The 11,568-nt window shown below is 68.9% G+C and carries 15 protein-coding genes; all 15 read left to right on the top strand.

Going from position 1 to position 11,568, the window contains the following annotated elements:
* The first annotated feature begins 45 nt into the window (after window positions 1–45).
* A complete protein-coding gene (locus ACIA5H_RS04400; protein WP_039795825.1) occupies window positions 46–330 on the top strand; it encodes a hypothetical protein in 285 nt (94 codons plus the stop codon).
* Between the two features lie 29 nt (window positions 331–359).
* Window positions 360–851, top strand: a complete 492-nt coding sequence (locus ACIA5H_RS04395; protein WP_355076159.1) for a DUF6301 family protein — start codon at window positions 360–362, stop codon at window positions 849–851.
* Window positions 848–1,291 carry a TY-Chap domain-containing protein gene (locus tag ACIA5H_RS04390; RefSeq protein ID WP_355076160.1) on the top strand — a complete coding sequence of 148 codons (444 nt, stop codon included), beginning with the start codon at window positions 848–850 and terminating at the stop codon, window positions 1,289–1,291. The genes ACIA5H_RS04395 and ACIA5H_RS04390 overlap by 4 nt, the downstream gene beginning before the upstream one ends.
* Before the next feature lie 105 nt (window positions 1,292–1,396).
* Window positions 1,397–2,995, top strand: coding sequence for a hypothetical protein (locus ACIA5H_RS04385; protein ID WP_397073838.1), 1,599 nt, complete (start codon window positions 1,397–1,399; stop codon window positions 2,993–2,995).
* A 473-nt stretch (window positions 2,996–3,468) separates the two neighbouring features.
* Window positions 3,469–5,295 (top strand): hypothetical protein, encoded by a 1,827-nt coding sequence (locus tag ACIA5H_RS04380; RefSeq protein WP_397073836.1) that lies wholly within the window; start codon window positions 3,469–3,471, stop codon window positions 5,293–5,295.
* Complete coding sequence (locus ACIA5H_RS04375; RefSeq protein ID WP_355076166.1) at window positions 5,292–6,065, top strand: ESX secretion-associated protein EspG; 774 nt, start codon at window positions 5,292–5,294, stop codon at window positions 6,063–6,065. The genes ACIA5H_RS04380 and ACIA5H_RS04375 overlap by 4 nt, the downstream gene beginning before the upstream one ends.
* A 55-nt stretch (window positions 6,066–6,120) precedes the next feature.
* Window positions 6,121–6,477, top strand: a complete 357-nt coding sequence (locus tag ACIA5H_RS04370; RefSeq protein ID WP_379251992.1) for a hypothetical protein — start codon at window positions 6,121–6,123, stop codon at window positions 6,475–6,477.
* 38 nt (window positions 6,478–6,515) lie between these two features.
* The gene (locus ACIA5H_RS04365) at window positions 6,516–6,803 is read left to right on the top strand and encodes a YbaB/EbfC family nucleoid-associated protein (protein ID WP_397073833.1); all 288 of its coding nucleotides are present in this window, start codon (window positions 6,516–6,518) and stop codon (window positions 6,801–6,803) included.
* A 99-nt stretch (window positions 6,804–6,902) separates the two neighbouring features.
* Entirely contained in the window at window positions 6,903–7,220 is a 318-nt protein-coding gene (locus ACIA5H_RS04360; RefSeq protein ID WP_397073831.1) for a type VII secretion target, read from the top strand.
* Window positions 7,217–8,590 (top strand): hypothetical protein, encoded by a 1,374-nt coding sequence (locus ACIA5H_RS04355; protein WP_397073829.1) that lies wholly within the window; start codon window positions 7,217–7,219, stop codon window positions 8,588–8,590. Before ACIA5H_RS04360 ends, ACIA5H_RS04355 begins: the two co-directional genes overlap by 4 nt.
* 32 nt (window positions 8,591–8,622) lie before the next feature.
* Window positions 8,623–8,964, top strand: a complete 342-nt coding sequence (locus ACIA5H_RS04350; protein ID WP_379251996.1) for a PE family protein — start codon at window positions 8,623–8,625, stop codon at window positions 8,962–8,964.
* A 34-nt stretch (window positions 8,965–8,998) separates the two neighbouring features.
* Entirely contained in the window at window positions 8,999–10,000 is a 1,002-nt protein-coding gene (locus ACIA5H_RS04345) for a PPE domain-containing protein (protein ID WP_379251997.1), read from the top strand.
* On the top strand, window positions 9,997–10,788 hold the full coding sequence (locus ACIA5H_RS04340) for an ESX secretion-associated protein EspG (protein WP_397073826.1): 792 nt from the start codon (window positions 9,997–9,999) through the stop codon (window positions 10,786–10,788). The genes ACIA5H_RS04345 and ACIA5H_RS04340 overlap by 4 nt, the downstream gene beginning before the upstream one ends.
* A 62-nt stretch (window positions 10,789–10,850) precedes the next feature.
* Entirely contained in the window at window positions 10,851–11,159 is a 309-nt protein-coding gene (locus ACIA5H_RS04335) for a WXG100 family type VII secretion target (protein ID WP_355076182.1), read from the top strand.
* Window positions 11,160–11,218: 59 nt separating this feature from the next.
* Entirely contained in the window at window positions 11,219–11,512 is a 294-nt protein-coding gene (locus ACIA5H_RS04330) for a type VII secretion protein EsxR (RefSeq protein WP_356964767.1), read from the top strand.
* The last annotated feature ends 56 nt before the right edge of the window (window positions 11,513–11,568 follow it).

Raw genomic sequence — 11,568 nt, 5'->3', positions numbered from 1 at the left:
CCGGACGGCGATGCGACAAGGTAACCATCGACGTGAGGAGTAGTGATGCGGATCGACCATCCGACCGATGACGAACTGCGAGAGAACTTCGACGAGATGCTCCGCTCCGTGCTGACCGGCGGTGGCATCCGCACGGAGACGGGCCTCGACATGAAGACCGAGGACGCGCTGTGGGCGATCGCCCGCGCCTATCCCGACGTGCCGGACGCGCTGGTCGACGCGGCCCGCTCGGCGTTCGCGGGCCAGCTCGACGGCTCCAACGCGCGCGAGCGGAAGGAGGCGCTGGCCCGCAAGATCGAGGAGATCAATCGTCGGCGGTCGGCCCGGTGAGCACCGATGTCACGACCTAAGGTGGGCCCATGACCGAATGGCGCGCGCTGACCGACAGCGAGATCGTCGACCTGGCGACCGGCCTGCGGTCGCTGGACGGCTCCCAGCCGATGGACGCGGTGCCGCGGCTGGCCGAGGCGTTCGGCTGGAAAGTGCTGACCGCCCATCCGGACCGGGCGATGCTGGACGCCGGATTCGGGATGGCCAGCGGAAAGATTCACGGACGTGCCGGCCTGATCGTCGACATCAAGCTGCGCGTCACCGATTTCGCCCCGGACGACGCGGACGGAAGGGCACGGTCGAGGGACGCGTTCGTGGCGATGGTCGCGGCGCTGACCGGCGCACTGGGCGAACCGACCACCCGGGTTCCTGGCGCCACGGCGGAGGTCCGCTGGGCGGGGCCGGAAACGACACTGGTGGTGGCGGACCTGGGCCGCTCGGTTCAGCTGTCCTCGACCGCCAATTCCTGGCTCGAACTGCACGATCAGGCCGTCGAGCTGGAGCAGCAGGAGCAGAGTTGACCGGGTGGGGAGATTTCGCCGCTGGTCTGGCCGTGGAACTGGCCGCGCTGCGCGCCGGTTCCATCGTGAAGCTGGTCGAGTCCGATACCGGACCGCGGCGGCGATACGCCCAGTTCCTCCAGCTCGATGACGCGCTCGAGGCCGAATTGGTCGATGACGAATGGCTCGACCCCGCCTTGCGCGCGGGCGCCGCGGGACGTGCGTTGATCGCCGAATCGGGTTGGCGCGAACGCGACACGAGCCACAACAACTGGTGGACCGAGCTGCCGTGGCCGAGTCCCACGACCGAATACCGCCGCCTGGCGGACATGGTCGTCACCGGGTTGCGCGACGGGTTCGGCATCGACGCCCCCACTGCCCTGGCCTATACGGGGTGGAACGAGCGTTCGGGGAATCGCAAGCTCGACCTGCCGCTACTGGGCCTGCGGCAGGAGCCGTGACGAGCACCGCGCGGACCGGCGCTGTATGAGGATGAACGACGAGCAGAGCAGGCATCGCGGCGTGTACGCCGGCTCCGATGCGGTGGATGAGGGGATTTCCGCGACGTGACCAGACCAGGCGGCCAGGCGACCGGCGACGAGCTCGGTGCTGCTCCAGAACACGGTGCTGACGAGCCGCACCTGTCGCCGTCCGCGGTCGAGGTGCCGGCCGAAGCGGTAGCCCACCAGTCCACGGAGGGCCACGAGGTCGCTACGGAGGAGCCCGATGTCGGCTTCACCCTCTCCGAGGCGGCGCCGGTCGAAGATGTCGCCGAACGGGCCAAGGCGCTCATGCACCAGGTCGCCCGGGAGCTGGCCGCGGGCGGTCCGCAGGGCTGGCGGCGGGTCGACGCGGTGTTCGCGCTGACGGTGGCCGCGGAGGTCGCGCTGGCCGTCTACTCCGACGATCGAGAGCGCGCCGCGCGGGTGACTCCCGAACCCGGGATCGTGGCGCTGGTCCGCGAGCATCGGGAGCTGGCGGCCGGGCTCGAGGACGGGCCCTGGTGGCGTTTGCTCTTCACGCTGACCAGCGACGGCCGGATGGAGGTCGACTACGACTACGGCGACGAGCCGTTTCCGGACGAGCAGTTGTTCCCCCCGGAGGTCTATCTCGCTGATCTCACGGCGTTTCCCCGGGATTCGCTGCCGGTCTGGCTCGGCGCCTACGTCGGTCACGGTGACCGTCAGTCGCGACCGCCGCAGGTGGCGGCGGCGCAGGCGCGGGCGGATCGGGAGGCGGGCGTGCGGGCTGTGCCGTCCGAGGACGAGCTGCCTCCGTTCCCCATCATGGCCGCCCGGTGGGCCGTGCTCGCCGCGGCGTTCGTCGCGGCCGAATCACCATGGGGCCCAAGGCTGCTACCTTCCGTGAGCTGGTTCGAGGGAGCCAAGCGCAGCGGTTGTTCGCTGTACGCGCTGCCCGGCGGGCGGGCCGTGCTGTCCGGCGGGGTGTGGAATGCCCCGGAACTGGCGGCGGCCTACAACGACGGCCTCCAGTTGCCCGATCTGTACGCGGGCGCGCCGGAATGGGTGGCGGGACAGGTGTTGAACCACCGCTGCACCAGCGGTCTGCTGTCGTTCTGCTACTGGTGGGAGAACGGCCGCTGGTACCGCGGTGCGTCACCGGGACCCGCCCGGTTCGCCGAGGCGATGCCGGGTGTGTGGAGTTCGGAGACGGTCGTGGACATCGTCGGCAGCCTGCTCGGCGACGACGCGAACGCGCGTCGGCGCGCGGCCGTCGGCGCGCTGGTGTCCGCCGCGGAGGCCGGTGTGGTCACGCGGGACACCCTCGCCGGTGTCTTCGATGACGACGAACGATTCGACGTGGACGGCGCTTTCTTCCAGCTGACCATGGCCGGGGTGACCATGACGGCGCCGGGGCCGATGTCGCGAGAGGACGCGCTCGCCCGGGTCGAGCGGTTCATCCGGGACAGCGGGGCCGATCTCGCGAACTATTCGCTGGAGGACCTGCGCGCCGATCGGATCAGCGTGGGCTGGATGGTGTACGTCCCGGTCGAGCCGGGTGAGATCGCGATCGGCCGGGCGATCTACTACATCGCCGACGACGGTGTGCTGGAACGGTCTTCGTCCTCGGTGGCGCCATCGGTCTACCGCGCGGAGTTCGAGCGGCGGTTCCGGAATCGGCACGGCGCGGTCGGAGCGTCCTGATCTTCGTGTCTCGTCTGCGCCGCAGCGGAAACCGGCTGGTCCGGGGCGGGGAGCGGCGCGAAGGGGCCACCAGGATTCGGGTCTGTACATGCGTCGGCGAACCGACTCACCATAGAATCGTTGGTGCGTCGTAAGACAATATTCGGTCTGCCGTAAGAACCGGCTGCCATATTGACGTGTGGCGCACAGCCGTTCACGGCACGCCAGCGATGAGGAGGGTCGTCAGCGTATGAGTTGCCGGGCGCAGGAGAGTGATCCCGTACGCGGGGGCGAACGGGACGCCGCGCCGTGGCGCGCATATCGTCGACGCCCACGTCGGGGAGGTATTCAGTTGTGCGGGTCGGAGTCTCTGCCTCCGGGATCGGACTTCGGCATCGTATCTCCCGGGAGCGTCGGCGCTCATCCAGTGCGCTTCCCAGCGATGACAACAGGTGCGGGAGCCTTCCGAATCGTCGAGACGGAAAGAGCGCGGCATGTCTGAGACGAATCCATGGAGCAGCCTGTCCCGCGAGGCACAGAACGGCACCTTGGAGCTGCGGCCCGGCACACTCGAAGCTCTGATCAACGCGGCGAACGGAGTTCGCGTCCGCGTCGCCTCGGTGAAAAAGGAGCTATCCAAGATCGATTCGCTGCCGCCGTTCGCCGATGTGTTGCTATCGGCCCAGGCGCTCGCCTCTCGCTTCTCGGAAAAGGGAAAAGAACTCGGCAGCATTCTGGACGACCACATCACCATCCTCGACGATCTGACCGATACCTTCTTCGCGGCGGCCAGGCACTACCGGGGCACCGAGGAAGACAACAGGGTCGATTTCGCCGCGCTGGAGCGCCGCGTGGGTGAACACAGGGGAATCACCGAAAACCTCTCGAAGCGCTGGGATCCCGCCGGTTTGACCACCGCTGGCGACGGCAGCGGAAACACCTACGCGCATCCGGATTGGAATGAGGTCGGGAACCGAAAGCCCGAGGAGAACCACGGATTGCCGACGAGTCTGGCCGATCCGGGCGATGTGAAATTCGAACCGCGGGGCGTGCGTGCGGACGACCCGGAGAACTTCACGTATTCCCAATATCAGACGATCATTTCGTCGATCACCGGGGGCAGTCCGACCATGCCGATCAAGGTCGCTCAAGCCGCGTCGGATTGGCGGTGGCTGGCCGGAGAACTCAAGGAAACGTTCGACATCCTCACCAACCAGATGACGACCAGTAGGTCGAGCTGGACGAGTCCGAACAACAATGGCGGTGCGGACCGAGCGCGCCAAGCGATCACCGCCTATGGCACCGGCACGGATCAGCTGAATACGAATATGAAGCTGATCGGCGACAGCCTCGAATACGTGTCGGAATGGCTGTATACCACCGGGGTGCTGCTCCAGCAGGGTGACGACTATCCGCCCACACGAACCTCGGGTGAGACCGACGACGCGTACCGGCAGCGGAAGGAAGAGGCCGCGGTCCGGAATTACGTCAGGGCGATGCAAGCGGCCTACGTCCCCGGCGTAGAGGAGACCGACAAGGTCATCGCGGTACTGCCGGATCCGATCCCGCCGACCACCGGCCGAGTGCCGGGGCCGGGGCCAGGACCGGGCGGTCCCGGGCCGGGCGCCGCACCGGGGCCGGGGACCAGCGCCGCGCAACTGGCGTCGATGCAGAACGCGCAACGGCAGGCCGAACAGCAGCAGAAGGCACTGGAAGACGCGCAGCGTCAAGCGCAATTGGACGCTCAGCGCCGCGCCGCCGAACAGCAGCAACAGCAACAACAACAGCAACAGCAGGCCGCGCAGCAAGCCGCCCAGCAGGCCGCCCAGCAGCTGGCGCAACAGGCGCAGCAGGCAGCCCAGCAGATCGCGCAACAGGCGCAGCAGATGGGGCAGCAGGCTGCCGGCGCCGCGCAGCAAGCGGCGCAACAGGCTGCGCTGGCGGGCCTGCCGGGCATGCCGAATCTGTCCGACGCGACGAAGAAACTCGAGTCGGCCCTGGCGAAGGGTGCGGGCGGCCCCGGTGGTTCGGCGGGCGGTCCCGGCGCACCGAAGTCGGCCGCGAACCAGAACCTGGAGAAGGCCTCGAAGTTGTTCCCGCGGGCGACGAACGCGGTCGCCGCGGCGGCCACTGGGCGCGCGGGTCTGGCGGCGGGCCAGGGCATGATGGGCGGCCCCGGCATGCCGATGGGCGGTCCCGGCGCCGCCCAGGGCGGCCAGCAGAAGGAGCACAAGCGCGCCGACTACCTGGATTCCACCGAGCATCTGGAAGAGGCGCTCGGCGACGCGCCCGTGGTAGCGAAACCCGTTGTCGAGCAATGAACGACACGTGGGAGTTCTCCGGTCTCGAATTCGCCGCGGCATGGCACGCGGCGAAGGAGAGCCTGCCGGATCCGTTCTTCTACCTCAGCGGCACGACATATTACGACGACGCGCGCAGGCAGAAAGCCGAAGCGTGGCAGCGGATCCAGGCCCGCTGGGGCCGGGCGCTGGAGGAGTTGATGGACGTGCTCACGGTTCCCGACATCCGGCTGGTGATCCGCGGGATCGACGGCCGGGACGCGCGGAACCCGAAGGGCGCCATCCGCATGCTCGCCGGCCGCAAGGGCGATCGCGCGTTCCTGGTGACCCAGAAGCCGGGAACGGAACGCCGAACCGAGGGATTCACGGTCGCCGAACACGACGTCCTGTCGCTCGGCCACAGCGTGGCCGAGGCATTGCCGAAGGTCGACGCCGGGCGCGGGTCCGCCTTCGATCTCATCGAGCCGGGCGGCGACGGGCTGGACTATTCCTATGGCCGGTCCCTGGTGAACGACGTCGAAGACCGCACGGCTGGCCGCAGCGAGTCCTTCGATCGCGCGCCCGCCGCCACGGTGGGCACCATCGTGGTGGAGCAAGGGCATTCACGGTTCGGTCCGCGCGGTATCACCCGGGCGCACCTGGCCTGGCGCGATCTCGTCGACGACGGGCGTTACGCGATCGTGCCGGGCAGCCCGCCGACAGTGCTCGCGGCGGACGTCCGGCGACTGACCGAATTGATCAACGCGCGGATCGCCGAAGTCGTCCAAGCCATCAAAGACGAGCGGATGTGATCGGTCGTATGCGCGCCGTTCCGTTTTCGATCTCGATTCTCCGAGGGGGTTTTCGATGACCGCATCGCAGCAGGGGAACCCGGGCGATTTTCCTGCCGAATTCGTGGCTACTTCGCTCACCGGCTCGATTTCGGTGCGCACCACCGAAATGGGTCTGCCGCTGGGCGTCAAGGTCGACGCCGATCAATTGCGCCGCGACCCGGAGGCGCTGGCGGGCGAGGTCCTGCGATTGTGCAAACAGGCGGCGAACCGCGCGGGCCTGGCGCGGCGGGCGCAATTGCGGCAACTGGGATTCACCTCGGAGATGCTGGCGCTGACCGGGTTGCCCACCGAACAGCAGGTGGCGACGCAGGAGATCATCGACGAGCAAGAGTACGACACCGAACCGCAGAGCTGGCTGCGATCGGTTTGAGCGGCAACGGAATTCGTGAGGTCGGCATGGTCGAAACAATGGACGAGCTCATCGCTCGGGTACAGAATCAGCTCTACCGGCTCACCGATCTCAATGACGCCATGAATGGGATCCGGGTAGCAGAGACATCGCCCGACGGCGCGGTGACCGCGGAGGTGGACGGCAACGCCGCGTTGATCGGACTCAGCTTTTCCGCCGCGGTGTCGAAACTTTCACCGGATGAGTTCGAGAAAACGGTCGTCGACACCGCGCGAGCGGCCGCGCACAAGGCTTTTGCGAAGCGCGGCGCACTTATCACCGCATTCAATGAGGAGGCCACCGGGTAGTCACCGGATGTTAACCACGACGGGATCGTGATACGCGGTCTTCGCTAGGTAAAGTTGAATACGAAACGTCGGGGGATGTTTCGGGATTGGACGATGATCATGAGCCACATTGAAGTAGTCCCGGATGCGCTGCGTGTGTACGGAAGCGAATCGGCGGCCATGGCCGCCGGAGTAGGGGCGATCGCCGCGACCGACCAAGCCGCGACGGTCGCCGCGGTGGTCCCGGTGTTCGGCCTGATCGGCCAGGAGTTCCTTGTCTCGTACGCTTTCGCCCAGGCCAACCACCTGTCGTCGGTGGCGCAGCTCGCCGCCGTGCACGCGGGTACGGCGTTGACGGCGCATCAGGCCGCCGCCACCTACGAGGGCACGGACACTGCGTCGGGCGCGGCCATCGGAGCCATCCGCACGCAGTCATGACCACGCCGGGAGCCATTCCGCCATCCGGCGCCGATCCACTGGATCCCACGATCCTGGAATTGCTGCGGGGCAGCGCTCTCGCGCCCATGCTCGACCTGCCGGTGAACGACGTTCTGCGCAGCATGGGTTTACCGAATCTGCCGGAGATGCCTGCCTTCGTGCAGCTGCCGGAGCTGCCGCCGCTGCCGACGATCGATCTCGGCGCGCTCATGCGCCCGCTGACCGATCTCGCCTCCGCGTTCGGCACCGGTCAACTCGGCGCGCCCGCGCCCGCACCGGCCGGTGCCACCGCCGCGCCCGCGCCTCCGGCCGACCCGACGCAGTTGCTGCAGAACGTGTCCACCGTGATGCAGACGGTGATGCAGGTCGGCTCGTCGCTGGTGCAGACCTTGATGTCGGTCTGGCAGGGCATGGCGGCGATGGAGGCAGCGAAGAAGGCCGGTGCGGCGCAGACCGACGCGAACGAGCTCGCGGCGCAGAGCACCCAGGAGAAGTCGGTGCTCGGCAGCGCGGCGGGCAGCGTCTTCACCGGCGCGGGCCTGATGTCGGCGGTGCTGGCGAAGTTCTCCACCACCATGGCCTTCGCGCCGCTGCTCGCGGCTTCGCCGGGCGGGCAGGGTTTCCTCGTCGCGTCCGCGATCGAGGCGATGACCGAGGCGCTGGCGATCACCGCCAAGACCAAGGCCGAGATGGTCGGCCACAGTGCGAGCATGACGCAGGCCGGTCAGAAGGTGCCGATCACGAACGCGCCGACGGGAGTGAAGTCGACCGAACAGCTGACCCAGCTTATGAGCATGATCACGCCGCTGGTCAGCACGGCCGGTCAGGTAGCGCAGTCGCTCGGGCAGTTGGCGGCCGCCAATCCTTCGCTGCTGGCGCCGAAACCGATCAGCGCCCCCGGCGCGCGCGAAGGCGCGGGTGAACCCGGGGAAGGCAAGGAAGGCGAGGAAGGCGAGCACGCAGGCGGCGCGGGTGGCATCGGCGGTGGCGGCCCGGGTGCGATCGCCGCGGCCGCCGCCCCGCTGAACCCCTGGCCGGGGACCCGGGTGGCCGGTGGGTCGCTCGGCAGCATCGGCGGTGCGAGCGCCGCTGGTACCGGAACGTCGTCCGAGGTGTCGACCACCGTCGCGGGTACCGCCGCGGCGGGGACCGGAACCGGGGCCGGATATATGCCGATGGGCGGCGCGGGCATGGCGGGAGCGGGCCTGGCCCGCGACGGCGAATCGACCACCGACGCGCTGCGCGGCCAGATGGTCACCGGTCAGCACGGCGACGAAGTGGTCGGCCGGATCGAGGGGGTCTCGCTGCCGGTGGTCGGCGCGGCCGACGCGACATCGGAACCACCGCCGGATAAGGAACTCACGCTCTGACGCGAGTGCCGAGCAGTACACAGGAGGGTCTTATGAGTGACGGGCGGGGTCAGGTGTACGACAGCGTGCGATTCGACTCGGTCACGGCGGCCAAGGCGTCGTCCGGGCTGGACGCGCTGGCCGACCGGTTGGCGTCGGATCTGCGCTCCGCGGAGGAAGCGCTGACCGTCGTCCCCGCCGGCGCCGACGAGGTGTCCGGCCGGGCCGCGCGGACGGCGAACGACGTGGCGTCGTCGTACCTGGCCGGCGCACAGGCCAGCGTGCACGAACTGCGCAAGCTGGCGGCCACGTTGCGGCTGCACTCGAACCAGTTCGACGGCATGGAATCGGCCAACACGGCCGATTTCGACACCACGGGCGGCCGGTCGGCCTGACCGTCGTCGAGCAACCGAAAGGTCTTCCGCGGCAATGATCGAACCACCGCAGCCAGGTTTCACCGGCGTGGTGTGGACCGCGCGCCCGCCCGAGCGGCTCGCGCGCGACCTCACCACGGGGCCGGGCGCCGTGCCGATGGCCGAGGCCGTCGCCGCGTGGTCGCGCCTCGCCGCGTCGTTCGGCGCCGCTGTGGTCGAGTACGAGAAGGTTCTCGCGGACGTGCGCGGGGCCTGGCAGTCGGGACGCAGCGACGAAGTGCTGCGACAGATCACGACTCTGCGGGACTGGCTGTCCGACGCCGCCGCCGCGGCGGCGGCCAACGCCACGCGGTTCCAGGCCCAGGTCGCCGCGTACGAGATCGCCCGGCTGGCGATGCCGAACACCGCCGATTTGGAAACCCTTCAGCAGGTCCAACGGATGCTGGAGTCGATGACCGGGATGCTCGGTACGCCGATCCGCGCGATCGCGGCGGACACCGACGCCGAGCAGGACGCGGCGAAGGCGATGGCCTCGCGGGTCATGCGGAACTACGAGATGGCCACCGAGCCACTGGCCTTGCCGTGGCAGCACCAGGAACCGCCCGTCGTGGCGTCGGAGCAGGCGCTGGCCGCCGAACAGGCCGCGGGATCGGCCGAGGCCGCGAATTCGGCCAGGATGCCGCGCGGTGCGGCGCCGATCGGTGCGATGCCGATCGGGACGGCGCCCATCCCGGCGATGCCGCGGGTGCCCACCGCGTACCAGGCGCCGGTGTACGCGCAGTCGGCCGCCACGGCCGAGGTCGTCCCGCGCGCCACCCCGGCCACGGTGAACGCGGGTGGGCAGCCCGCTCCGCTCGTTCCCGGTGCGCTGGGGCAAGCCGGGCCCGCACAAGACGCGGCACGATTCCCGCGCGCCGGCCTTCCCACGGAGACGAGCGATCAGATCGGCTTCGAGGGTGGCATCCAAGCCGCGCCCGCGGTACTTGGTGGCGCCGAACCCGCGACGCACGCCGTCGCGCCGAGCGAGACCGGTGCCGAGACGGGAGGTGCGCCGTGACGTCGCTGACGAACGACGCGCTGCTCGTCGTCGCCGAGCGGCTCGGTGTGCAAACCTTGCCGTTGGTGCTTTCGGTCGGGCCGCAACAGGATTCGATCGAGGAGTATCGCGCCGCGCGGGAGCGTGCGCTGTCCGGCCTGATCGGTGACGGCCTGCTCGACGCCGAGGGGGAAGTCGAATCCGACCTGGCCGGTGCGCTGTTCGTCCTGGCGCAGCCGGACCGCGAACTCGTCGCCCGCGTCTACACCGAGGACGGCGCTCGCCGCTTCTGCCTGGCGCGCCGGGGCGAACAGCACGCGCTCGCCGTCCGCTCGGGCGACAGCTTCGAGGTGACGTCGACCTGGGCCGACGGCTCGGACGCCGCACTGACTCGTCCACTGCTTGCCGCGCTCGGCTCGTGCGAACCCGCGCAGATCGCCGGATTCAGTACGCTCGCGAGCGAATTGGCCGACCGGATGGACGCGGCCGAGGGCTCCGGCGATTACGCCGACGCGGTGTACGCCCTTGGCGTCGGTGAGCGCGACGCCGCCGTGCTCGGCCTCGCCTTCGGCTCCTGCCGCGCCTACGCCGAGATCGTGGCCTACGCCCATCGAGACGGGCTGACCAGCCGGGCGCCCGGCGCGGTGGTGGTGTACGACACCGGCCGCGGCCGCATCGTCGTCGCCCCGATGGTCGCGCCGGATCAGCAGCTCTGGTCGACGGTCACGACGGGCACCGACCACCGGGTGACTCAGGCGGTCGCCACGTTGCTGGAAGGGCTGCCCGGGGGGAGGTGGCTGCCTCAGTAGCTGCTCGGTGAGATCGTCCGGATCTCCGCACCCATACAAGTTCTGACGAAAGGATCAACGAAATGGCTTACACATCTCTCGGCGACGGCTCGGGGAACACCTACGGTGTCGAGGCAGGCGGCATCGACAGCGTCGTCAGCCGCATGGAGGACTCGATCTCGACGCTGCGCACCTCGATCAACCAGATCGACGAGTCGGTGCAGGCCGTCGCGCGCGGCTGGCAGGGCGACGCCCACCGCGAGTTCAACACCGCGGCCCACGACTGGCACGACGAGGTCACCGCGCTCAACGGCAAGCTGGACCGGCTCTCGCAGGCCGTGACCTCCGGCAAGAACACCATCGTCGGCTCCGACCAGGCCGGTCTGGCGTGACCGCTGGACGGTGATGCCGTCCAGCCGGATCACCAACCTCTCAGCAGAAGGAGACAACCATGACCATCAAGTACAACTCCCCGGCCATCACCGAGATGGTCAGTGACCTGAACCAGTACGGTTCCAACATGAAGGCGCAGATCGACGAACTCAACGGCGCCGCAGCCGCGTTCCAGCAGAACCTGCAGGGTGAGCAGGCGGTCGCGAACTTCACCAAGGCGCACAAGGATCTGACCGGCGAGCTGGAGGACACCCTCCAGAAGCTGGACAACCTGGGCGTCAAGGTGGAGAACGCGCTGAACCGCGCCATCGAGGCCGACGGCAAGGTCGGCGACGGTTTCGCCGCCTTCTGATCGCGGGTAGCGACGAACAGCGGCCGGCTGGAACGGTAAGGGTTCCAGCCGGCCGT

The organism is Nocardia sp. NPDC051900 (assembly GCF_044452545.1).
Classification (GTDB): domain Bacteria; phylum Actinomycetota; class Actinomycetes; order Mycobacteriales; family Mycobacteriaceae; genus Nocardia; species Nocardia sichangensis.
This window is presented reverse-complemented; position numbering and strand designations above follow the sequence as displayed.

Bases quoted from the DNA above. Each gene is read 5' to 3' on its own strand.
- ACIA5H_RS04380 (WP_397073836.1), top strand. From the start codon at position 3,469: ATGTCTGAGACGAATCCATGGAGCAGCCTGTCCCGCGAGGCACAGAAC.
- ACIA5H_RS04400 (WP_039795825.1), top strand. From the start codon at position 46: ATGCGGATCGACCATCCGACCGATGACGAACTGCGAGAGAACTTCGAC.
- ACIA5H_RS04355 (WP_397073829.1), top strand. From the start codon at position 7,217: ATGACCACGCCGGGAGCCATTCCGCCATCCGGCGCCGATCCACTGGAT.
- ACIA5H_RS04365 (WP_397073833.1), top strand. From the start codon at position 6,516: ATGGACGAGCTCATCGCTCGGGTACAGAATCAGCTCTACCGGCTCACC.
- ACIA5H_RS04360 (WP_397073831.1), top strand. From the start codon at position 6,903: ATGAGCCACATTGAAGTAGTCCCGGATGCGCTGCGTGTGTACGGAAGC.
- ACIA5H_RS04345 (WP_379251997.1), top strand. From the start codon at position 8,999: ATGATCGAACCACCGCAGCCAGGTTTCACCGGCGTGGTGTGGACCGCG.
- ACIA5H_RS04335 (WP_355076182.1), top strand. From the start codon at position 10,851: ATGGCTTACACATCTCTCGGCGACGGCTCGGGGAACACCTACGGTGTC.
- ACIA5H_RS04375 (WP_355076166.1), top strand. From the start codon at position 5,292: ATGAACGACACGTGGGAGTTCTCCGGTCTCGAATTCGCCGCGGCATGG.
- ACIA5H_RS04370 (WP_379251992.1), top strand. From the start codon at position 6,121: ATGACCGCATCGCAGCAGGGGAACCCGGGCGATTTTCCTGCCGAATTC.
- ACIA5H_RS04330 (WP_356964767.1), top strand. From the start codon at position 11,219: ATGACCATCAAGTACAACTCCCCGGCCATCACCGAGATGGTCAGTGAC.
- ACIA5H_RS04350 (WP_379251996.1), top strand. From the start codon at position 8,623: ATGAGTGACGGGCGGGGTCAGGTGTACGACAGCGTGCGATTCGACTCG.
- ACIA5H_RS04395 (WP_355076159.1), top strand. From the start codon at position 360: ATGACCGAATGGCGCGCGCTGACCGACAGCGAGATCGTCGACCTGGCG.